Consider the following 21,834-nt stretch of genomic DNA (forward strand, 5'->3'; position numbering starts at 1 on the left):
GGGGTCCGATCAGCTGATCAGGGCCTCGATCACACCGGTGTGCGCGTCCTTCAGCTCGGCCAGCGAGACGGTGAACTGGCCCTGGACGTCCAGGACGTCACCGTCGACCACGCCGATCCGGGCGACCGGCAGGCCGCGGGCGCCGCACATGTCGTTGAACCGGAGCTCCTCGCTGCGCGGCACGGACACCACGGCCCGGCCGGCCGACTCGGAGAACAGGAACACGAACGGGTCGAGCTCCGCGGGGACCACGATCCGCGCGCCCTTGCCGCCCTTGAGGCAGCTCTCCACCAGCGCCTGGCCCAGACCGCCGTCGGAGAGGTCGTGCGCCGCGTCGATCATGCCGTCGCGGGAGCCCGCGATCAGGATCTCGGCGAGCAGCCGCTCGCGCTCCAGGTCGACCTTGGGCGGCAGGCCGCCCAGGTGGCCGTGGACGACCTCGGTCCAGGCGGAGCCGCCCAGCTCGTCGGCGGTGTCGCCGAGCAGGTAGAGCAGCTGGCCCTCCTCGGCGAAGCCGATCGGGGTGCGCCGGGTGACGTCGTCGATCACGCCGAGCACCGCGACCACGGGGGTCGGGTGGATGGCGGTCTCGCCGGTCTGGTTGTACAGCGAGACATTGCCGCCGGTGACCGGGGTGCCGAGGATCTGGCAGGCGTCGGCCAGGCCGCGGGTGGCCTCGGCGAACTGCCACATCACGTCCGGGTCCTCGGGGGAGCCGAAGTTGAGGCAGTCGGAGACGGCGAGCGGCTTGGCGCCGCCGGCCGCGACGTTGCGGTACGCCTCGGCCAGCGCCAGCTGGGCGCCGGTGTACGGGTCCAGCTTGGTGAAGCGGCCGTTGCCGTCGGTGGCGACCGAGACGCCGAGGTTGGTCTCCTCGTCGATCCGGATCATGCCGGAGTCCTCGGGGGTGGCCAGCACCGTGTTGCCGAGCACGTAGCGGTCGTACTGGTCGGTGATCCACGCCTTTGAGGCCTGGTTCGGGGAGCCCGCGACGGCCAGCAGGGCCTCCTTGAGCGCCTCGCCGGTCGCCGGGCGCAGCAGCCGCCCGGCGGTCGGGGCGTCGGCCTGCAGCGCGTCCTGCCAGCTCGGGCGGGCGTACGGGCGCTGGTAGACCGGGCCGTCGTGGGCGACGGTGCGCGGCGGCACGTCGACGACCTGCTCGCCGTGCCAGAAGATCTCCAGGCGCTCGCCGTCGGTCACCTCACCGATGACGGTGGCGATGACGTCCCACTTCTCGCAGATCTCCAGGAAGCGGTCGACCTTGCCGGGCTCGACGATGGCGCACATGCGCTCCTGCGACTCGCTCATGAGGATCTCCTCCGGCGAGAGCGTCTTGTCGCGCAGCGGCACGGTGTCCAGCTCGATCCGCATGCCGCCGGAGCCGGCCGAGGCCAACTCCGAGGTGGCGCAGGAGAGTCCGGCGCCGCCGAGGTCCTGGATGCCGAGCACCAGCTTCTCGGCGAAGATCTCCAGGGTGCACTCGATCAGGAGCTTCTCCTGGAACGGGTCGCCGACCTGGACGGCCGGGCGCTTGGCCGGGCCGGTCGCGTCGAAGGTCTCCGAGGCCAGCACGGAGACGCCGCCGATGCCGTCGCCGCCGGTGCGGGCGCCGTACAGGATGACCTTGTTGCCGGCGCCGGAGGCCTGCGCGAGGTGGATGTCCTCGTGCTTCATGACGCCCACGCACAGCGCGTTGACCAGCGGGTTGCCCTGGTAGCAGGAGTCGAAGACGACCTCGCCGCCGATGTTGGGCAGGCCCAGGCAGTTGCCGTAGCCGCCGATGCCCGCGACGATCCCGGGCAGCACGCGCCGGGTGTCGGGGTGGTCGGCCGCGCCGAAGCGCAGCGGGTCCATCACGGCGACCGGGCGGGCGCCCATCGCCAGGATGTCGCGGACGATGCCGCCGATGCCGGTGGCCGCGCCCTGGTAGGGCTCGATGTACGACGGGTGGTTGTGCGACTCGACCTTGAAGGTGACCGCGTAGCCCTGGCCGACGTCGACCACGCCGGCGTTCTCGCCGATGCCGACGAGCATCGCGTCGCTGGCCGGGGCCTTCTCGCCGAACTGCTTGAGGTGGACCTTGGAGCTCTTGTACGAGCAGTGCTCCGACCACATCACCGAGTACATCGCGAGTTCGGCGCCGGTGGGGCGGCGGCCGAGGATCTCGCGGATCCGCGCGTACTCGTCCTCCTTGAGGCCGAGTTCGGCCCAGGGCTGGACGGAGTCCGGGGTCTGCTCGGCGTTCTTGACGGTATCCAGGGACATCAGGCGTTCACCAGCTGCTTCAGGACGGACGTGAAGAAGCCCAGGCCCTCGGTGGTCGGGCCGGTGAGCGGCTCCACCGCGTGCTCGGGGTGCGGCATCAGGCCGACGACATTGCCGGCGGCGTTGGTGATACCGGCGATGTCGCGGTACGAACCGTTCGGGTTGACCTCGAGGTAACGGGCGACCACCCGGCCTTCGGCCTCCAGCTCGTCGAGGACATGCTCGTGCGCGACGTAGCGGCCCTCGCCGTTCTTCAGCGGGACGACGATTTCCTGGCCCTGCGAGTAATCACCCGTCCAGGCCGTGGTGGCGTTCTCGATCCGCAGCTTCTGGTCGCGGCAGGCGAAGTGCAGCGAGTAGTTGCGGGTGAGCGCACCGGGCAGCAGGTGGGATTCACAGAGCACCTGGAAGCCGTTGCAGATACCGAGGACCGGCATTCCGAGCCTGGCCTGCTCGATGACCGTCTCCATCACCGGCGAGAAGCGGGAGATGGCGCCGCACCGTAGATAGTCGCCGTAGCTGAATCCGCCCGGCAGGACGACCGCGTCGACCTGATGGAGATCCTTGTCACGGTGCCACAGCGCGACCGGCTCGGCGCCGGCCAGGCGCACCGCGCGCTGGGCATCGCGGTCGTCGAGCGAGCCGGGGAAAGTGACGACGCCTACGCGGGTGGTCACTTGCCCTCCTCCTCGACCCGGACGGTGAAGTCCTCGATCACGGTGTTGGCGAGGAAGGTCTCGGCGGCTTCGCGGATGCGGGCGAGGGCGGCGTCGTCCACCGGCCCTTCCAGCTCCAGCTCGAAACGCTTGCCCTGGCGGACGTCGGCGATCCCGTCGAATCCCAGACGCGGCAGCGCACGCTGCACCGCCTGTCCCTGGGGGTCGAGGATCTCCGGCTTGAGCATGACGTCGACTACGACGCGTGCCACTGGCACTCCCGGTGGTGTCGTGCGTGAAGGCGGGGGGACCTTCAGACTACCTGGGCTTTCGGGCGTGATTGCGGCCCGGACATAGCGACGCGCGTAGACCATCGACCCTTACGCGACAAGGGTTCCGGGCCTCTCCGCACCCCGCGTACCGGCCGGTTTTCCGGCCGGTTAATGCCCCGCGGCGCCCCTCGCCGAGAACACCCGAATACCCGCACTCCGGACAGATCGACCACCCCTATCCGCCGGGTATCCGCCCTCGCGAGCATCACGTGAATTTCCGGAAAAAGGAATCCGCAGCCCTTCGTATTCAGCCCCCTTTGGGTGCAGAATAGGGCGACCGGCAGCCGCGGGTGCGGCGTATCGGCATGGCTGCGAGCCTGCCCTCCTACGCCCGCTCCACCGGCCACCGGGGCACCCGGGGCACTTCCGACACCCGGCGGCCGAATTGCCCGAGAGGATTGACACCCATGGCTCAGCGTGTAGTCGTCACGCTCTCCGACGACCTGGACGGCGGCGCCGCCGCGGAAACCGTCCACTTCGGCGTCGACGGGAAGTCGTACGAGATCGACCTGTCTGCGGACAACGCCGAAAAGCTGCGGGAGGCCCTCGCCCCGTTCGTCGCGGCCGGGCGCCGCCAGAGCCGCACCGGGAAGTCCTTCCGGCGCACCGCGCTCACCCCCGACCCGGCCGCGGTCCGCGCCTGGGCCCAGTCCAACGGCATGGAGCTGCCGGCCCGCGGCCGCATCCCGAAGCACGTCTACGAGGCGTTCGCCGACGCCAACTGAGACCGGCCGCCGCCCCACCCGGCCTCCCCGGAGGGAAGGGTGGGGCGAGCACTCCGATCGATGTTGTAGAGTAATTCTCGTCGCCGCAACGGGGAAGACCCGAAGAGGCGACCGGCGCCCAGGCGCCGTGCGGACGTGGCTCAGTTGGTAGAGCATCACCTTGCCAAGGTGAGGGTCGCGAGTTCGAATCTCGTCGTCCGCTCGCAGTGTCCCCGGACACAGCAGCAGTAACCGGTACCCGGTACCGTGCAGGACAACTTCACAGCATGCGGACGTGGCTCAGTTGGTAGAGCATCACCTTGCCAAGGTGAGGGTCGCGAGTTCGAATCTCGTCGTCCGCTCCAGTGCGAAGGGCCCCCTCGACGAGGGGGCCCTTCGGCGTTTCCGCGCCCTCCGCCGTCCCCCGCCCGCCGCCGTCTGACATTTGTCACCGCCGGTCCGTGGATCCGCACCGGCGGCCGGTGACGGGACGCACTGCCCGCGCGGCCCGGCGGGCGGAACGCTGGACGCATGACCGACACCAGTCACCCCGCGCCCGTCATCGAGGCGGCCGGGCTCCGCCGCCGCTACGGACCGGCCGGCGACCGCGGCTTCGACGCCCTGCACGGCCTGGACCTCACCGTCCGCCGGGGCGAGCTGTTCGCGCTGCTCGGCACCAACGGCGCCGGCAAGACCTCCGCCATGGAACTGCTGGAGGGCCTGGCGGCGCCGACCGCCGGCCGGGTCCGGGTGCTGGGCCTGGACCCGTACCGGGAACGGGCCGCACTGCGGCCGAGAATCGGGATCATGCTGCAGGAGAGCGGGTTCCCCGGTGACCTCACGGTCGCCGAGACCGCCCGCAGCTGGGCCGGCCTGACCAGCGGCGCCCGGCCGGTCGACGAGGCCCTGGACCTGGTCGGTCTGCGGCACCGCCGCGACGTACGGGTCAAACAGCTCTCGGGCGGCGAGCGGCGGCGCCTGGACCTGGCGGTGGCCCTGCTGGGCCGGCCGGAGGTGGTGTTCCTGGACGAGCCCGGCAGCGGGCTCGACCCCGAGGCCAGGGCCGCCGTCCGGCAGCTGGTCCGCCGGCTGCGCGAGCGGGGCACCACCGTACTGCTCACCACGCACGACCTCCGGGAGGCCGAGGAGCTGGCCGACCGGCTGGCGATCATGCACCACGGCCGGATCGTCACCGGCGGCACCGTCGCCGAGGTGATCGCCGAACACCCCGCCCGGATCACCTTCGAGCTCCCGGAGCGCTGCGGACCGTACGGGACGCTCGGGCTGCCGGCGCTGGACGGCGCCGAGGTCACCGCCGAGGGCCGCCGGATCACGGTCCGCACCTCCGCCCTGCAGACCGTCCTCACCACGCTGCTGGGCTGGGCCGCCCGGCACGGGATCACGCTGGCCGGGCTGGACGCCCGCAGCGCCTCGCTGGAGGAGGCCTTCCTGGCCGTCGCGGCCGGGTCCGCCGGTGCTCCCCCGGCCGCCGGTGCCCCGGAGACCGCCGGTGCCCCCGCCGCCTCGCCGATCGGAGACGCCCGATGACCGCCACCACCGCACCGGCCGGGACCGCCGCGGCCACCCCCACGACCACCACCCGCCGGCTGCTCGCCCTGGGCCGGGCCGAGGGCACCCTGCTGCTGCGCAACCGGACCGCGATGTTCACCGCCGTCGCACTGCCGTTCCCGCTGGTCGCCGCCGTCCGGGGAGTGCTGCAGCAGGAAGCCGCCACCTCCCCGGGACTGGACGTGGACGCCGCCATGGTCACCGGCGTCACCGGGATCGTGCTGCTGTTCGTCGTCCACTACAACCTGACCGCCGCCTACGTGGCGCGCCGCGGCGAACTGGTGCTCAAGCGGCTGCGCACCGGCGAGGCCAGGGACCTGGAGATCCTGGCCGGCACCGCGCTGCCGTCGGTGCTGCTGGCCCTGGTGCAGTGCGCGGCGCTCGGCGTGGCGGGGGCCGTGCTGCTGGACCTGCCGGTGCCGGTCAACCCGCTGCTGGCGGTCGCGGGGTTCGGGCTGTCGGTGGTCCTGCTGGTCGGGCTGGCGGCCCTGTGCAGCGCGTACACCCGGACCGTGGAGAGCGCGGGCGTCACCACCCTGCCGGTGCTGCTGGTCGCCCAGTTCGGCTCCGGCCTGATGTTCCCGCTGGAGGTGATGCCGGACGGCCTCGCGGACCTGTGCCGGGCCCTGCCCACCACCCCGGCGTTCCTGCTGCTGCGGATCGGCTGGTCCGGCACCGACGGCTCGGCGCCCGCGACCGGTTTCGCCGGCAGCTGGGGTGCGGCCGCCCCGCAGCTGGGCCTGGCCGTGCTCTGGGCGGCCGCCGCCTGGTGGGCCGCCCGCCGCTGGTTCCGCTGGGAGCCCCGCCGCTGAACCCCACTGCTGCACCCCACTGCTGCACCCCGCGCGGCTGGCCCCGCGCGGGCCCGCCGGGGTAGGAAGAGGGCCGGACCGTGCGGGTGGGAGGGGACGACATGGACCTGCGGCGACCGCTGCAGCGCTGGCGGGCCTGCGGCAAACCGCAGCGCACCGAGATCTACATCCGCTGGTCGCTCTACCTGATGGCGCTGATCCAGCCGCTGGCCGTACTGGCCCTGCTCGGCAACCCCGAGGGCTCGGCGCTGCCCCGGCCGGTACTGGCGGCCTCCCTGACCGCCTCGCTGGCGGGCACCGTGATGTCGGTGGCCCTGTTCCGGCCCGCGCTCGCCCACTACCTGGGCCGCTCCGCCCGTCCCACCGGCCGGGTGGCCGCCTCCACCGTGCTGACGGTCGGCTGCGCATGGGCGGTGCTGCTGCTCGGCCCGGCCGCCCCGGACGGCGCTCCGCCGCCCCACACCGCGCTGGTCGCCACCTCGCTGGTGCTCTGGTTCGCCCCCGTCTCGATCGCCCTGACCGACCGCGGCGCCGCCGCCCTGGCCGCCGCCGGCGCACTGCTGCTCACCGCCCCCGCCCTGCTGCTGTCCGGGACGGCCCCGGCGACCGCGGCCGGCCTGCTGGCCGGCGCCGGCCTCTCGATGGCCCTGATCGCCGTCACCTGCCGCTGCTCGGCCTGGCTGGCCGCGGTGGTCTGGGAACTCGACGGCGCCCGCGAACGGCAGAGCCGGCTGGCGGTCGCCGAGGAGCGGCTGCGGTTCTCCCGCGACCTGCACGACGTGCTCGGCCGCAACCTCACCACCATCGCGCTCAAGAGCGAACTGGCCGTCCAGCTCGCCCGCCGGGGCCGTCCGGAGGCGGCCGACCAGATGACCGAGGTGCAGCGGATCGCCCAGGAGTCCCAGCGCGAGGTGCGCGAGGTGGTCCGGGGCTACCGCACCGCCGACCTCCGGGCCGAGGTGGCCGGCGCCCGGTCGGTGCTGCGCGCCGCCGGGGTCGACTGCACGGTCGACCTCGGCCCCGACCCGGCCGCCCTCCCCGCGGTCGCGCAGTCGGTGCTCGGCTGGGTGGTCCGCGAGGCGACCACCAACGTGCTGCGGCACAGCGAGGCCGGGCACTGCACGGTCCGGCTGCGGACCACCGGCGGCCTGGCCGTGCTGGAGGTCGAGAACGACGGTGTGCCGCCCGGCCGCAAGGACACCGGACAGCCCGGCACCGGCCTGGCCGGCCTCGGCGAGCGGCTGGCCGCGCACGGCGGCGGCCTGACGCTCCCGGCGGCGGCCCCGGGCGGGTTCCGGCTCACCGCGACGCTCCCGCTCACCAGCCCCGCGCCGGCCCCGGAGGTGGCCGCCCGATGACCGCACCCGTACGCGTCCTGCTCGCCGACGACGAACACCTGATCCGGGGGGCGCTGGCCCTGCTGCTCGGGCTGGAGAGCGACCTGGCCGTGGTGGCCGAGGCCGCGACCGGCCCCGAGGCGCTCGCCATGGCCAGGGCGCACCGGCCGGACGTCGCCGTACTGGACCTGCAGATGCCGGGGCTGGACGGCATCGAGGTGGCCGCCGAGCTGCGGCGGACCGTCCCGGAGTGCCGGGTGATGATCGTCACCGGGCACGGGCGGCCCGGCCATCTCAAGCGGGCGCTGGCGGCCGGGGTCCGCGGTTTCCTGCCGAAGACGGTCTCCGCGGCCGACCTGGCCGGGATCATCCGCACCGTCCGGGCGGGCGGCCGGTACGTCGACCCGGAGCTGGCCGCGGACGCGATCAGTGCGGGCGACAGTCCGCTGACCCCCCGGGAGACCGACGTCCTGGAACTCGCCGCGCACGGCACCTCGATCACCGAGATCGCCGAGCGGGCCGCGCTGTCCCCCGGTACGGTCCGCAACTACCTCTCCGCGGCCGCCACCAAGCTCGGTGCGCAGAACCGCCACGCGGCCGTCCGGATCGCCCGCGAACACGGCTGGATCTGACCGGGCGGCGGCAGCGGTCCGGCCGCGGTGGCCGGACCTCTCCCGGTGCCGGGCCGGTCAGACCCAGGCGGTGCCGGTGAGGCGCTCGTAGGCCTCGGCGTACTTGGCGCTGACCTGCTCGACGACCTCGGCCGGCAGGACCGGCGGCGGGGTCTCGCCGTGGCGGTCCCAGCCGGAGGCGGGCGAGGCCAGCCAGTCGCGGATGATCTGCTTGTCGAAGGAGGGCTGGGCCCGGCCCGGCTGCCACCGGTCGGCCGGCCAGAAGCGGGAGGAGTCCGGGGTGAGCACCTCGTCGCCGATCACCAGCTCGCCGTCCAGCAGCCCGAACTCGAACTTGGTGTCCGCCAGGATGATCCCGCGCTCGCGGGCGATGTCCCGGGCCCGGCCGTAGACGGCCAGCGTGGTCTGGCGCAGGTTGGCGGCCAGCTCGGCGCCGATCCGGCGCGCGGTCTCCTCGTACGAGACGTTCTCGTCGTGCTCGCCGACCTCGGCCTTGAGCGCGGGGGTGTAGATCGGGGCGGGCAGCTCGGAGCCGTCCTCCAGGCCCTCGGGCAGCGCGATGCCGCAGACCGTCCGGTCCTCCCGGTACTCCAGCAGGCCGGAGCCGGTCAGGTAGCCGCGGGCGACGCACTCGACCGGGACCATCTCCAGGCTGCGGCAGATCAGCGTGCGGCCCTTCCAGTCGGCGGGGGCGCCGGCCGGGACCTCGGTGGAGATGACGTGGTTGGGCACGATGTCGGCGATCCGCTCGAACCACCACAGCGACAGCTGGGTGAGGATCCGGCCCTTGTCCGGGATCTCGTTGGGCAGCACCCAGTCGAACGCCGAGGTCCGGTCGCTGGCCACCATCACCAGGTCGCCGGACTCGGCCCGGTAGAGGTCGCGCACCTTGCCGGTGTGCAGGTGGACCAGGCCGGGTACCTGGACCGGCTCGGGCTTGGTGACAAATCCGCTCAAGGTCGTCTCAGTCCTCAGGGGTGGTTCGCGTTTCGGCAGGCCGCGAAGGGGAGGTCACTGCCCCCGAGTCTGTCATGGCCCGCCCGGCGGCCCGGCGGCCCGTCCCCGCCCGCCCCGGGCCGCCGGGCGCTCAGCCGTCCTTGCAGAGGTGGTCGAGCAGGTTGGCGGTGGCCCGCTGGATCCGCTCGTCGGTGTGGCCGGGCCGGTCCAGCGCCGGCGACCAGGCGAAGGTGCCGGCCGCGAAGACGTACGCACCGCTCGGCGCCCGGTAGAGCGAGGTCTCCTGGTGCGCGGGACGCCCCTCGGAGTCCCGGTACGGCGAGTGGGCGAGCAGGATCCGCTCGGTGTGCTCGGGCAGCGGCACCTTGGGGAAGTACCGGTCCGCCTCGCCCGCGACCAGGCCCGGCAGCTCGCCGCCCTCCGCCAGGCCGGTGCCCGCCCAGAGCCAGTGCGTGGTGTTGCGGGCCACCATCGGGACCGGCGCCGGGACGCTGCCCGCGTACTGGACGCCGATCAGCTGCTGCTCGGGCTCGCCGGCGTCCCGCCACAGCGCGCTGGCGGCCCCGGGCACCCCCGCCACCGGGCCGCCGCCCGGGACCCGCTGCCGCTTGCGGCAGTTGAGCAGCCGGTTGGCCTCGCCGGAGGGGCCCGCCGACAGGTCCACCCGCCAGTACATGGTGTTGGCGGACAGGAAGACCAGCGAGGTGCCGCCGTCCCGGGCGCGTTCGACGGCCCTGCGCATCGGCTCGGACCAGTACTCGTCGTGCCCGGGGAAGACCAGCGCCCGGTGCCGGTCCGGGTCGATCAGACCGGCGTGCAGGTCGGAGGCGGTCGCGTAGGAGAGGTCGTAGCCGTAGCGCTCGGCCCAGCGGATGAAGTCGTAGGCGTGGCCGACGTGCAGCGGCAGCCCGGCCCCGGCGTGCGGGCGGTCGAAGGAGACCGTCACGGCGGCCTCGGACTCGCCGACCAGCCGGCCGGCGCCGTCCCAGGCGTGGTAGAGGCTGGCGCCGGTGCTGCCGTTCTCCGGGAACAGGTTGTACGCCTGCCAGGTCACGTCCGGCAGGATCAGCAGCAGGTCGGCGGCGGTGCCGGCGGCGCCGTCCGCGGGGGCCGGCCGGTCCGCGAAGTCCCTCACGGTGAACGGGATGTGGCTGCGGTGCCGGTTGTCCGCGGTGGTCAGCACCGCGACGTACGCGCCGGGCCGCCAGTGCGGCGGGACCTGCAGCCGCCAGGACTGCCACCAGTGGTGGCAGGAGACCGTCCGGCCGACCACCAGCGGCGCGGCCTGCGCCAGTCCGGCGATCAGCGGGCTGGAGGTGATCAGATGGGCGCCGTCGCCGCCGTAGTGGCCGATCCGGTAGACGTCCACGGTGAACTCCCGCGGCGGGTTGACCGTGACCCGGAAGTCGACCGAGCCGCCGGGGCGGATCACCCCGGCCGAGGCGAAGCCCTTGATCTGCTGGTCGACGTCGTCGGAGTTCTTCGGGGTGCCGACCGGCGGCTTCGGCCGCGGCCCGGCCAGCGGCTCCTGGCCGGGGGCGTCCACGCTGACGTACCAGGGGACGGCGGCCTCGACGCCCGCCAGGTACTCGTCCGGACTGCGCAGCCAGGGCAGCGGCCCCTGCCCGAAGGGGTCGGACACGCTGTGCGCCAGCGTGGCGGACTCCCAGCGGCGGTCGAGTTCTCTCCCCACGCGCCCTCCCCAACCAGCGAGTCGCACACCCCCCCGTGTGGCAATTGCCATGCGGATGTGCGTGCGGTCCAGCACACCACACAATGCTGGCGCTGTGTCACCCAACGGTAGCAATTGGTGGCCGGGAACCCGGTGGCCCGGAGTGTCCCCGGCCGCGGGGGCCGGTCAGCCGGGCAGCCGGACCGGGCGCTCCAGCCGCACCCCGGCCGCCTCCAGCCAGGCGCGCAGCGGCTTGTCCTCGCCCTGCTCGACCGCCCGGGCCACCGCCGCGGCCGGCTCGCCGCGGCGGCCACCCGTCATGACCAGCACCGGACCGTCCAGCCAGTCCAGCCCCGGGGTGGCGACCCCGGTGTCGACGGCGGCGCAGCAGACCATCGCGGTCACGTGCTCGACCAGCAGTTCGCGTCCGCTGCGCACGGGTGGCAGCGGGGGCGCGACCCGGGCGGCGCGCGCCACCTGGCCGGCCAGTGCGGCGGCCAGCGCCTCGCTCCCGCCGGCGGCGAGCCGGGCCAGCAGCCGGGTCAGGGTGGGGGCGGCGGCGGGGCCGGCCGGGCCGGCGCCGTCCAGCGCCGCCTGCAGGGCGACGGCCTGCGCCCGCCAGCCGCGGTCGACCACCTCGGCCGGGTAGTCGGCCCAGTCCAGCGGCTGCCAGCCGCCTTCGGGCGGCTCGTGCAGCAGGCCGGCGGCGACCAGTGAGACGGCCTCGTCCACCAGGCCGGGCTCCTCGAGCAGGTCGCAGGCGGGGCGGTCGCCGAGCCGGCTGCCGTAGCCGTCGGCGAGGCGGTCGCGGCGGGAGAGTTCGGTGAGGGCGGAGACCACGCCGGCGTTCAGGTGGGCGGGGTGGCGGCCGAGCCGCCAGGCGGGCAGGGCGACCCGGGTGAGCAGCCGGTCCCAGCCGGCGTAGGCGAGGCCGACCTGTTCCTGGGCGGCGATCCGCAGGCCGTAGTCGACGGCCTTGGCCTGTTCGGAGGCCCAGCCGGCGACGGCCCGCTCGAGTTCGGCGGAGTGGTGGCGGCAGGCGGCGAGCAGCAGGCGGTTGATCCGGTCGATCAGGGCGGCGGGGCCGCGGTGGCGGGTGCCGAGGGCGGCGTCCAGCCCGCGGACGAAGCGGCGGGCGGCGGCGATCTCGGGGTCGGCGGAGGCCGCGGCCCCGGCCACCACGGGGGCGAGCAGGGCGCGCAGTTCGGCGGCGCGCATCCACCACAGGAAGGGCGAGCCGATCACCAGGACGGGGGCGGGGGGTGTGGCGCGGCGTCCGCCGCGGGGCGGGCGGCCGTCCTCCAGCCAGCTGTCGCAGTCCGGGGTGAGCGAGATGCCGGACGGGGCCGGGACGTCGAGCCGGTCGGCGAGCTCGCCGATCAGGCGGTGGAGCTCGGGTGCGGCCGTCTGCGGCAGCGGGACGGCGGGGGTGACGGGCGGCTCGGCCCGCCGCTGGGAGCGGGCCACCAGGCCGGCCAGCAGCAGGGTGACGGCGGCGACGCCGAGGACGGCCCAGCGGATCGCGTCCCACCAGGGCGCGTCCGGCGAGCCGGGTGCCCCGATCCGGCCGGTGGTCCGGCCGGCGAGCAGCACCGCGCCGAGGGCGGCGGGCAGCACGGCGGCGCCCAGGGCCAGTCCACGGACCCTCAGCACGGCCTGGGCACGTGCGCGGGCAGCGTGAGCAGCGGCCATACGGCGCGACACCCCCTTCGCGGCGCTCGGCTGCCGGGTCGGCCGGTGGTCCGGGGGACCATCGGTCGGGGCACCCGAGACCTCTCGGAAACGATCAATATCCGAACGGGAAACGGCGGAGCCGGCCCCCGGTTGTGCATCTTGTGCGGCACTTCTGACAGTTTTGACGCCCGCGTGCGGTTGCGTGTTCCGGATCGCCCGGGTTTCCACCCGTCCTGGTGACGGCGCCCGCACACCGGCGGCCCCCAGCATCCCCCCGGCACGGTGCCGCCACCGGCGGCGTCCGCAGCGGCTCCCAGCAGGTCGCGGCGATCCAGCGCACCCTACGGCGGTCCGCGGCGTCCCGTCAGCCGGATACCCAAGGAGTCACCCGATGGAGGGGAAATCCTGCGCCGGCCGCGCCCGGGGCGGGCTCCGGGAAATCCGCAGGGCGCCGCCGCCGGACGGGTGGCCCGGTGACGGCGCCCTGGTCGGCGCGGGTGGTGCGGGTCAGCCGGCGGCCGCCTCGCGCGCGATGTCGGTGCGGTACTGGGCGCCCTTGAAGCCGATCCGGGCCACTTCGCGGTACGCCCGGTCGCGGGCCTCGGCCAGGTCGGTGCCGACCGCCGTGACGGACAGCACCCGGCCGCCCGCGGTGAGCACCCGGCCGTCCCGGTCCGCCCGGGTCCCGGCGTGCAGCACGTACCCGGTGCCGTCGGCGGCGTCCGCCTCGTCCAGGCCCTCGATCACGTCACCGGTGCGCGGGTCGGCCGGGTAGCCCTCGGAGGCCATCACCACGGTGACGGCGGCGCCGTCGTGCCAGCGCAGCGGCTCCAGGGTGTCCAGGGTGCCGGTGGCGGCGGCCAGCAGGACGCCCGCCAGCGGGGTCTCCAGCCGGGCCAGCACCACCTGGGTCTCCGGGTCGCCGAAGCGCGCGTTGAACTCGATCACCCGGGTGCCGCGCGAGGTCAGCGCGAGACCCGCGTAGAGCAGGCCGGAGAACGGGGTGCCGCGGCGGCGCAGCTCGTCCACGGTCGGCTGCAGGACCGTCTCCAGGACCTCCTGGACCAGGCCCGCGGGGGCCCACGGCAGCGGCGAGTAGGCGCCCATGCCGCCGGTGTTGGGGCCCTCGTCGCCGTCCAGCGCGCGCTTGAAGTCCTGCGCGGGCACCAGCGGCAGCACCGTCTCGCCGTCGGTGATCGCGAAGAGCGAGACCTCGGGACCGTCCAGGAACTCCTCGATGACCACCTGCCCGCAGGCGGCGGCGTGGGCGAGGGCGGCCTCGCGGTCGGAGGTGACCACGACGCCCTTGCCGGCCGCCAGGCCGTCGTCCTTGACCACGTGGGGGGCGCCGAAGGCGTCCAGGGCCTCGGCGGCCTCGGCGGGGGTGGCGCAGACGTAGGCGCGGGCGGTGGGGACCCCGGCGCCGGCCATCACGTCCTTGGCGAAGGCCTTGGAGCCCTCCAGCCGGGCGGCGGCCGCGGAGGGCCCGAAGACCGGGATGCCGGCCGCGCGCACGGCGTCGGCGACGCCCGCGACCAGCGGGGCCTCCGGGCCGACCACGACCAGGTCGGCGGTGAGCTGCCGGGCCAGGGCGGCGACGGCCGCCCCGTCCAGCTGGTCGACCGGGTGGACCGTCGCCACCTGCGCGATCCCGGCGTTGCCCGGGGCGCAGTGCAGCTCGCTGACGGCGGGATCTTGGGACAGGGAGCGGCACAGGGCGTGTTCGCGGGCGCCGCCGCCGATGACGAGGACCTTCACGTCTGGAAGGGTAGTCGGTGGCCGTTCGGCGGCCGCTCCCGGCTCCGTCCGAAGCTCCGAACCGGACGGGCGATTCCGGCCCCGCTTTTGTGCGAACCTCCAGTCCGGCGGCCCCGGCAGGCCCCCAGGTCAGTGACCGGCGCCGCGCACGCCTCGCTCGGAAGGGTGAAATCTCGCCACCCGCCGCAACCCTCCCACCTCGTGTTCCGGAGGTGAATTCCGATAACGATCACCGCCGAAGCGCCCCCACGGTCAGCCATTTGGCGGTAAGAAGTGCTGTTGGACCGATGCCCGGCCGCGCGCCGGGACACGACACCATGGGCGGCCCGCACCCGCACGCGGCGTCGGACCGGGCCCGGCCCGGACCGGCCGGACCGGCCGTCGGACCGATGCAGCATCAGATCCACTTACCGTCGGTCCCGGTACCCTCCGGACCGCCGCAGTCACCCCGCCACAGGGAGCGCCACAGGTGAGCCAGCCGGAAATGCAGCCCGAGGAGAGTGCCTGGGGCAAGGACGTCGGCGAGGAGGACCAGCCCGCCCTGCCCGTCACCGCGCGGCGCGCCCCCACGCGCCGCCGCGCCGACCTGAGTGCGCGCCAGTTCCCGCTCGGGGACTGGGGCGAGCCCGCCGAGCGGCTGGAGGAGCTCTACCGCTGGTCCGAGGAGCGGGCGGTCGAGGCGATCGACTGGTACCGCCGGGACCGGGTCTGGAAGCGCCGCTGGGCCCGGCTGCTGCGCTTCGGCGCGGCGGCCTTCGCGGTCGCCGGGGTGAGCGGCCCGCTGGTCGCGCTGACCGGCGTGCTGGAGCGGGCGGCCGAGTGGGGGTACGTCGGACTGGCGCTGTCGGCGGCCTGCCTGCTGGCCGACCGCGCCTTCGGGCTGACCTCGGGCTGGATGCGGGACGTCTCCACCGCGCAGGCGCTCCAGCGCCGCCTGGAGGCCTTCCAGTTCGACTGGGCCTCGGAGTGCGTCCGCGAGGTGCTCGGCCCCACCGAGGGCACCGCCAGCGAGGCCGCCGAGCGCTGCCTGGGCGTGCTGCGCCGGTTCTGCGAGGACGTCTCGGACATGGTCCGCAGCGAGACCTCGGAGTGGATGCTGGAGTTCCGCGCCTCGATGACCCAGCTGCCCACCCAGGCGCCGGGCCTGTGGGGCGGCCGCAGCGAGATCGGGGTGGGCGCCCAGGTGCGGGTGCTGCCGCCGCCGGGCACCCGGCCGACCATGCCGCGCCAGCGGCCGCCGGAGGGCCCGCTGCGCTGAGCCGCGTGCCCCGGCCGGGCCGGGGCGCGCGACGGCGGGCCCGGGGGTCCGGGCCCGGCCGGTCAGGCGAAGACCACCATGGAGCCCTGGGTGACGCTCCGGGTGGCGGCCGCGTACAGCCCGGCCCAGGCGTGCCGCTCGCGGGCGTACGGGTGCAGGTCGTCCAGCGGCGGCCCGAACGGCTGCTGCAGCTCGGTCGGGCCGAGCGGGCGGGTGGGGGCCGGCGGGTTGAGCACGTCGATGCCCAGCACCGGTGCCACCGCCTGGAGTTCGCGCAGCAGCCCGAACGAGGAGCCGAGCGGGCCGCCGGCCACCAGCAGGCCGTCGTCCACCAGCGGCAGCTGGAAGTCGACCGGCACGTAGGCCCCCGCGTGGTCGAAGTGCCAGACCAGGTGGGACTGTTCGGCGGTGGACTCGAACATCTCCAGCAGCTGCTCGTAGTCGCCGCCGAGCGCGTCCACCGGGGTGATCTCGAAACCGGTGAGGCCCAGCATGTAGGCCCGGCGCAGGAAGTGCAGCGAGTCGTAGTCGAACGCGGCTATCGGCTCGACCTCCCCGCTGATCCCCGGTACGTACTGGTAGACCGGGACTTCGGGCAGTCCGTGGGCGGCGAGCACCGCGTTGTAGCGGACCAGGTCGTCCCGGAACGGGTTCTCGGGGCTGTTGGTCAGGACGTCCACGAGCGGGACGAGCCAGAGGTCGCAGGCCATGGGCCGGCTCACCCTCTCCGGTGGGCGGGCGCCGGTGCGCGGGGCACCGTCGGCGGGCGGACAATGACGGCCCACCCTACCGGCCCGGCGCCGGCTCCCCGTTCTCCGGCTGCGGCAGCCGCAGCGGGCGCCCGAACCGGCCCGGCGGGACGAAGCGCGGCTGCGGCACCCGGCCGAGGCCGGGCCCGGCCCGGCCGGCGGACGGCTCCGCCCGCCCGTCCCGCTCGGCTCCGGCCGCCGCCGGCGGGCGCCCGGACAGCGCGGTGGCCGGGGCGTCGCGCAGCAGCGCCAGCACCGAGACCGACTCCAGCGGCTGGCCGGTCAGCCGGGCCAGCAGCTCGACGGTGAAGACGTTGTACTCGTTGACCACGCGCTGGGCGCCGGTCACGTCCCGCTCCTCGATCCGGTCCACCAGCTCGCCGTGGCGGTCCCAGCAGACGCCGCCGAGGTCGCCCGCCGCCCGCAGGTACGGCGCCGCGAACATCCACGACTGCACCCGCAGCCAGCCGAGGTACTCGGCGATCCGGGCGTTGCCGAGCAGTGCCGCCGCCTCCTGCCAGAACCGCAGGTCGCACCCGACCAGCACGTCCAGCTGCCCGGCCCGGGAGGCCTGGGTGGCGGCGACCGCCCGGCGGCGCAGCGAGGGCAGCCGGCTCCAGTCGTAGCCGGGGGCGCGGACCAGCAGCTGGCGGATCGCGCTGTCGGTGAGCAGGGTCCTGGCCTCGAAGATCTCCAGGAAGTCGGCCCAGCCGAACTCGGGGACGGTGAAGCCGCGGTGGTGCTCGGCCCGGAGCAGCCCCTGGGCGGCCAGGTCGACCAGCGCCTCCCGGGCCGGGGTGGCCGAGACGCCGTACAGGTCGGCGATCTCCTTGACGGTGAAGTTGCGGCCCGCCGGGAGGCGGCCGGCCATCATCTCCTCGCGCAGCGCCTCCGCGATCTGCTCGCGCAGGCTGTTGCGCTTGATCGCGGCCCGGCCGTCCGGGCCGCCGGCCAGGCCCGCCCCGGGCAGGCCGAAGCCCGGTACGCCGAAGCCCGGCAGGGTACGGCCGGGGCCGGACCCGGACATGCTCGACTCGGGCACCCCGACCTCCCCCTCCTCCACCGGCCTGAACGCGACGCAGGCTCACCTTCTCAGAAGTTGCGCACACCCCGGCCGGGCATGTCAAGCACGGCGGGGAGCGGCCCGGGCCCCGGGCGGCGCCCCGGCCGGTACCCGCGGTCGGGGCCGGACGGTCGGGGGCGCAGGGTCAGGGGCGCGGGGTCCGCGCCGGACGGTCGGTCAGCGCTGGACCGGTGCCGGGATGCCGAGCAGCCGGTCGCGGTGCACGGGGAACTCCGACCTGGCCTTGGCCACCTCCGCGGGGTCGAACTCCACGGTGACCACCTCCTCCTCGGTGCCCGCCTCCGCCAGCACCCGCCCCCAGGGGTCGACCACCAGGCTGTGCCCGGCCTGCTCGACCCCGCCGTGGGTGCCCGCGGTGTTGCAGGCCAGCACGTACGCCTGCTCCTCCACGGCGCGGGCCCGGGCGAGCAGGGTCCAGTGCTCGCGGCGGCGGGCCGGCCAGGCGGCCGGGACCACCAGCAGTTCGGCGCCGGCGTCCAGCAGGGCCCGGAACAGCTCGGGGAAGCGCAGGTCGTAGCAGGTGGCGAGGCCGAGCCGGCCGAGGTCGGTGGCGGCGGTGACGATCTCCTGACCGGCTCCCATCACCACCGCCTCGCCGCTGTCGAAGCCGAAGCGGTGGATCTTCCGGTAGGTGTGCGCCAGCTCGCCGTCGGGGGCGAACAGCAGCGAGGTGTTGTAGATCGGGCCGTCCGGATCGCGCTCGACGATCGAACCCGCGTGCAGCCAGACCCCGGCCGCCGCGGCGGCGGCCGACATGGTCTCCACGGTCGGGCCCTCGAGCGTCTCCGCCCCGGCGCCCCAGGACTCGTAGGCGAACCCGCCCAGCGGCCAGAGCTCGGGCAGGACCACCAGGTCCGCCCCCTCCTGGGCCCGGACCAGCGCAGCGGCCCTGGCCCGCCGTTCGGCGGCCGGCTCGGAGTCGGAGACCGCGAGTTGGATCAAAGAAGCGCGCACAGTACCACCGTCCACGGCAAGAGTCCTACGATCATCACCCGAAAGCGCTGCCCTGCTGTCACCCGGCAGCGTAACGTGCGGGTAGCGCGTGCGCCCGGAAGCTCAGGAGTCTCCCCCTCCCGGGCCGCGTGGGACGGAAGCTGACGGAGGACCGGAGATACCCGTGACGGAGAACCAGACCGTGCAGGCGTACACCGACGCGTGGCTCCACTCCATCGAGTCGATATCCGAACTGCTGGCCGCGCTGCCCACCGACGCGTGGAACCGGCCCACCGAGTGCCCCGGCTGGTCGGTCCGGGACGTGGTCTCCCACATCATCGGCGTCGAGTCCGAGCTGCTCGGCGACCCCCGGCCGATCCACTCCCTCCCGCGCGACCTGCGGCACGTCACCGGCGAGTTCGCCCGGTACATGGAGCTGCCGGTCGACAAGCGGCGCTGCCACACGCCGGTCGAGCTGACCGGCGAGCTGGAGTACACCGTCATCCGGCGCAGCCGGGCCCTGCGGGGAGCCAAGCAGGGCCCCGACGACCTGGTCCGCTGGCCGGCCGGGCCGCTCTCCCGGGACGTCCCCTACAGCCAGCTGCTGCGGACCCGGGCGTTCGACGTCTGGGTGCACGAGCAGGACCTGCGCCGCGCACTGGGCGTCCCGGGCAACCTGGACTCGCCCGCGGCCGCGGTCACCCGCGACTTCCTGGTCGAGGGCCTGCCCCGGGTGGTGGCCAAGCTGGCCGGGGCGCCGGCCGGCGCCGCGGTCGTGGTCGACGTGACCGGACCGCTGGAGTTCCAGCGCACCGTCCGGGTGGACGAGGGCGGCCGCGCCGCCGTCGACGCCTCGGTCACCCTTGCCCCGGACGTCCGGCTCACCCTCGACTGGGAGACCTACGTCCGGCTCGCCTGCGGGCGGGTCCGGCCGCAGGCGGTGGGCGGCGCGGTCCGGGTCAACGGCGACACCGAGCTGGCCGCCCGGGTGCTGGACAACTTCGCACTGACGCCCTGATCGTCCCCACCACCGGCCGTTACATCCGGCCGGATGTACGCCCCGGGCCGCACGCCGGGGTCCGCGCTCCGCACTCCCGTTCGTCCGCACGGTGCCGGTACGCCGTCCGTTCGGCCTCGTTGTCCCGGTCGGCCCGTCACCACGAGTGAAGGAGGGGCGGCGGATGAACGACGCCGAGATGGTGTTGGTGAGGACGAGCTTCCCGGTCACCGGGCAGCCGATCCGGGTCGTCATGATCGACGGCGAGCCGTGGTTCGTCACGGCGGACGTGTGCAAGGTGCTGGGGAGGACGAACCCGAGCCAGGCCAGCAAGATCGCCGGACCGGGTGCGACCCGGACCGTCAACGGGCGCGTGATTTCCCTAGACCTGACTGAGGGTAATGACGAAACCGCAGGTGGGAAACCCTACGGGCGCGGTAACCCGGCGCTGAACCTGGTGAGCGAGGCGGGCCTCTTCACCTTGATCATGCGCTCCGACAAGCCGGCCGCCCGGCCGTTCCAGGACTGGGTCACCGGTGAGCTGCTGCCGTCGATCCGGCGCGGTGACACCGACGTCCGGCGGCAGCGGCACCGGATGGCGGAGAGCCTCGCCGAGGCGGTGGGCCGGCGGGTGGAGATCCTGGCGGAGGTCGACCGGGAGGGCCACGAGGGCGTCCACCTCCGCTCGGACGGGACGGTGCACTGCCGGCACGGCGAGATGGCGTTCGTGGTCCCGGGCCCCGGCGAGGACAGCGGGCCGCCGTTCGGCCCGTACTACGAGTGCCGGAGCGTCGAGCGGGTCGGGATCCGGGGCGGCCGGGCGCTGGTGCGCTGCGGTCGGCTCAAGATGGTGGACCTGGCCCGCCGGCTGGCCTCGCCGCGGCCGCCGGGCCGCGAGCCCCACCGCTCCGGCCCGCTCACCTGCGAGCTCGGCCGGGCCCGGATCCACGGCGACGCCGCCGGCATCGCCGCCCTGCTCCGCGAGGCCGGCGAACTGTAGACCCCGGACCGTGCGCCGGCGGTCGGTCGGGCGGGCGGTCAGGCGGGCCGGCCCGCCCGCCTGACCGCCCGGCGCAGCCGCAGGATCATCAGCGTGCCGCCCGCGAGCGGCAGGAACTGCCAGCAGAACGCCCACCGGTAGGTGTCCGCGGTGTACCCGGCGCCGTCCGAGAACGCGTCGAGCAGGACGCCGATGCCCAGCAGGGTGAGCATGGCGCCGATGAACCCGCCCATGTTGGCGATGCCGGAGGCGGTGCCGAGCCGCTGCGCCGGGTTGGACGAGCGGGCGTAGTCGAGGCCGACCAGCGAGGCGGGGCCGTTGCTGCCCATCACCACCAGCAGGACCACCAGCAGCCACAGCGGCGGGTGTCCGGCGGGCCAGGCCAGGGCGAGCGCCCAGCACAGCGCGGTGGCGGTGATGACGCTGAGGGTGATCGGCATCCGGGCGGCGGGTGTCCGGGAGACCAGCCGGCCGAAGACCAGCGCGAAGGCCATGTTGCTGAACACCAGCAGGGTGAGCAGTCCGCCGGCCTCGCCCCGGCTCATGCCCTGGCCCTCGACCAGGTAGGGCAGCCCCCAGAGCAGGCCGAAGGCCGAGGCGGGGAAGGCGGTGGTGAAGTGCACCCACATGCCGAGCCGGGTGCCCGGTTCCTGCCAGGAGTCGCGGATCTGCCGGCGCACGGGCGGGCGCGGCCCGGCGGCGGCAGCGCCGGCCCCGTCGGCGGTCCCGCTCTCCGGGCCCTCCCGCAGCCCGAGGGCGACCAGTGCCGCGACCGCGACGCCGGCCAGCGCGATCACCCCGAACGAGAAGGTCCAGCCCTCCCGGTGCAGTGCCTCGGCGAGCACCACGGTGGTGACCAGGTTGCCGCCCATCCCGGCGAGTCCGGTCAGCTGGGCGACCAGCGGGTTGCGGGCGGCCGGGAACCAGCGGGCGGCGATCCGCAGCACGCTGATGAAGGTCATCGCGTCGCCGCAGCCGAGCACCGCCCGGGAGCCGAGCGCCGGCCCGAACGAGGTGCTGAGCGCGAACGCCAGCTGGCCGGCGCTCATCAGCAGGACGCCCAGCAGCAGCACCCTCCGCGGCCCGAAGCGGTCGACCAGCAGGCCGACCGGGATCTGCATGGCCGCGTAGACCAGCACCTGGAGGATGGAGAAGGTGGACAGTGCCGAGGCGCCGATCCCGAACCGCTCGGTGGCGTCCAGTCCGGCGACCCCGAGGCTGGTGCGGTGCACCACGGCCAGCACGTACACCGTGCAGCCGATCGACCAGGCCAGCCAGGCGGCCCGGCCGCCGGGCGGCCCCGGCAGGGCCGGCGGCGGCGCGGTCGTGGACGCCTCGGCGGGCCCGGGGCCGGGTACGGATACGGAGCGGACGGTGCCCACGGGGTCCACGGTCATAGTGACCCCAGGCTAGTCATCCCATCAAATGATCTATTCCGCAGGGTC

General features: G+C 74.6%; 19 protein-coding genes and 2 tRNA genes. 10 read left to right on the plus strand and 11 right to left on the minus strand.

Features of this window, described 5'->3' with window-relative positions; translation table 11 throughout:
• Positions 1–9: 9 nt before the first annotated feature.
• The 3 genes from purL to purS are packed head-to-tail and all read right to left on the minus strand — an operon-like array spanning position 10 to position 3,193.
• Positions 10–2,265 carry a phosphoribosylformylglycinamidine synthase subunit PurL gene (gene purL / locus AC2TEW_RS01210; protein WP_033817886.1) on the minus strand — a complete coding sequence of 752 codons (2,256 nt, stop codon included), beginning with the start codon at positions 2,263–2,265 and terminating at the stop codon, positions 10–12.
• Positions 2,265–2,942 carry a phosphoribosylformylglycinamidine synthase subunit PurQ gene (gene purQ, locus AC2TEW_RS01215; protein WP_484621369.1) on the minus strand — a complete coding sequence of 226 codons (678 nt, stop codon included), beginning with the start codon at positions 2,940–2,942 and terminating at the stop codon, positions 2,265–2,267. The genes purL and purQ overlap by 1 nt, the downstream gene beginning before the upstream one ends.
• Entirely contained in the window at positions 2,939–3,193 is a 255-nt protein-coding gene (gene purS, locus AC2TEW_RS01220; protein ID WP_033817888.1) for a phosphoribosylformylglycinamidine synthase subunit PurS, read from the minus strand. The genes purQ and purS overlap by 4 nt, the downstream gene beginning before the upstream one ends.
• Positions 3,194–3,660: 467 nt before the next feature.
• Between purS and AC2TEW_RS01225 the strand changes: the two genes are divergently transcribed.
• The 7 genes from AC2TEW_RS01225 to AC2TEW_RS01255 all read left to right on the plus strand — a co-directional run bounded on the left by AC2TEW_RS01225 (position 3,661) and on the right by AC2TEW_RS01255 (position 8,307).
• Complete coding sequence (locus AC2TEW_RS01225) at positions 3,661–3,978, plus strand: histone-like nucleoid-structuring protein Lsr2 (RefSeq protein WP_033817889.1); 318 nt, start codon at positions 3,661–3,663, stop codon at positions 3,976–3,978.
• Between the two features lie 129 nt (positions 3,979–4,107).
• A tRNA-Gly gene (locus AC2TEW_RS01230) sits at positions 4,108–4,180 on the plus strand.
• A gap of 66 nt (positions 4,181–4,246) precedes the next feature.
• Positions 4,247–4,322: transfer RNA gene (locus tag AC2TEW_RS01235), tRNA-Gly, on the plus strand.
• Positions 4,323–4,488: 166 nt separating this feature from the next.
• The gene (locus AC2TEW_RS01240) at positions 4,489–5,505 is read left to right on the plus strand and encodes an ABC transporter ATP-binding protein (protein WP_484621370.1); all 1,017 of its coding nucleotides are present in this window, start codon (positions 4,489–4,491) and stop codon (positions 5,503–5,505) included.
• On the plus strand, positions 5,502–6,338 hold the full coding sequence (locus tag AC2TEW_RS01245) for an ABC transporter permease (protein WP_484621371.1): 837 nt from the start codon (positions 5,502–5,504) through the stop codon (positions 6,336–6,338). Before AC2TEW_RS01240 ends, AC2TEW_RS01245 begins: the two co-directional genes overlap by 4 nt.
• A gap of 101 nt (positions 6,339–6,439) precedes the next feature.
• Positions 6,440–7,696: a sensor histidine kinase gene (locus AC2TEW_RS01250; protein WP_484621372.1), complete on the plus strand. Its 1,257-nt coding sequence runs from the start codon at positions 6,440–6,442 to the stop codon at positions 7,694–7,696.
• Positions 7,693–8,307, plus strand: a complete 615-nt coding sequence (locus AC2TEW_RS01255; RefSeq protein ID WP_484621373.1) for a response regulator — start codon at positions 7,693–7,695, stop codon at positions 8,305–8,307. The genes AC2TEW_RS01250 and AC2TEW_RS01255 overlap by 4 nt, the downstream gene beginning before the upstream one ends.
• A 57-nt stretch (positions 8,308–8,364) precedes the next feature.
• Here AC2TEW_RS01255 and AC2TEW_RS01260 read toward each other — a convergent pair whose 3' ends face one another.
• The 4 genes from AC2TEW_RS01260 to purD all read right to left on the minus strand — a co-directional run bounded on the left by AC2TEW_RS01260 (position 8,365) and on the right by purD (position 14,368).
• Positions 8,365–9,264: a phosphoribosylaminoimidazolesuccinocarboxamide synthase gene (locus AC2TEW_RS01260; protein WP_484621374.1), complete on the minus strand. Its 900-nt coding sequence runs from the start codon at positions 9,262–9,264 to the stop codon at positions 8,365–8,367.
• A 130-nt stretch (positions 9,265–9,394) separates the two neighbouring features.
• Entirely contained in the window at positions 9,395–10,957 is a 1,563-nt protein-coding gene (locus tag AC2TEW_RS01265; protein ID WP_484621375.1) for a N,N-dimethylformamidase beta subunit family domain-containing protein, read from the minus strand.
• A gap of 165 nt (positions 10,958–11,122) precedes the next feature.
• On the minus strand, positions 11,123–12,628 hold the full coding sequence (locus AC2TEW_RS01270) for a hypothetical protein (RefSeq protein ID WP_484621376.1): 1,506 nt from the start codon (positions 12,626–12,628) through the stop codon (positions 11,123–11,125).
• A 489-nt stretch (positions 12,629–13,117) separates the two neighbouring features.
• Entirely contained in the window at positions 13,118–14,368 is a 1,251-nt protein-coding gene (gene purD / locus AC2TEW_RS01275; RefSeq protein WP_484621377.1) for a phosphoribosylamine--glycine ligase, read from the minus strand.
• A 469-nt stretch (positions 14,369–14,837) separates the two neighbouring features.
• Between purD and AC2TEW_RS01280 the strand changes: the two genes are divergently transcribed.
• Positions 14,838–15,626, plus strand: coding sequence for an SLATT domain-containing protein (locus AC2TEW_RS01280; protein ID WP_484621378.1), 789 nt, complete (start codon positions 14,838–14,840; stop codon positions 15,624–15,626).
• Between the two features lie 62 nt (positions 15,627–15,688).
• Here the strand turns inward: AC2TEW_RS01280 and AC2TEW_RS01285 are convergent, their stop codons facing one another.
• The 3 genes from AC2TEW_RS01285 to AC2TEW_RS01295 form a co-directional block, all read right to left on the minus strand.
• On the minus strand, positions 15,689–16,336 hold the full coding sequence (locus AC2TEW_RS01285; protein WP_033821605.1) for a putative DNA-mimic protein: 648 nt from the start codon (positions 16,334–16,336) through the stop codon (positions 15,689–15,691).
• A 76-nt stretch (positions 16,337–16,412) separates the two neighbouring features.
• The gene (locus tag AC2TEW_RS01290) at positions 16,413–17,417 is read right to left on the minus strand and encodes a GntR family transcriptional regulator (RefSeq protein ID WP_484621379.1); all 1,005 of its coding nucleotides are present in this window, start codon (positions 17,415–17,417) and stop codon (positions 16,413–16,415) included.
• Between the two features lie 198 nt (positions 17,418–17,615).
• Positions 17,616–18,413, minus strand: coding sequence for a carbon-nitrogen family hydrolase (locus AC2TEW_RS01295; RefSeq protein ID WP_484621380.1), 798 nt, complete (start codon positions 18,411–18,413; stop codon positions 17,616–17,618).
• Positions 18,414–18,576: 163 nt separating this feature from the next.
• On the opposite strand from AC2TEW_RS01295, the gene AC2TEW_RS01300 reads away from it, so the two are divergent.
• Together AC2TEW_RS01300 and AC2TEW_RS01305 are read left to right on the plus strand one after the other, a co-directional pair.
• Positions 18,577–19,410 (plus strand): maleylpyruvate isomerase family mycothiol-dependent enzyme, encoded by an 834-nt coding sequence (locus tag AC2TEW_RS01300; protein WP_484621381.1) that lies wholly within the window; start codon positions 18,577–18,579, stop codon positions 19,408–19,410.
• A 163-nt stretch (positions 19,411–19,573) separates the two neighbouring features.
• A complete protein-coding gene (locus AC2TEW_RS01305) occupies positions 19,574–20,389 on the plus strand; it encodes a BRO-N domain-containing protein (protein WP_484621382.1) in 816 nt (271 codons plus the stop codon).
• A 38-nt stretch (positions 20,390–20,427) separates the two neighbouring features.
• Here AC2TEW_RS01305 and AC2TEW_RS01310 read toward each other — a convergent pair whose 3' ends face one another.
• A complete protein-coding gene (locus AC2TEW_RS01310; RefSeq protein ID WP_484621383.1) occupies positions 20,428–21,786 on the minus strand; it encodes an MFS transporter in 1,359 nt (452 codons plus the stop codon).
• Between the last annotated feature and the right edge of the window lie 48 nt (positions 21,787–21,834).

This window comes from Kitasatospora sp. NEAU-CNBT7, from assembly GCF_057220535.1.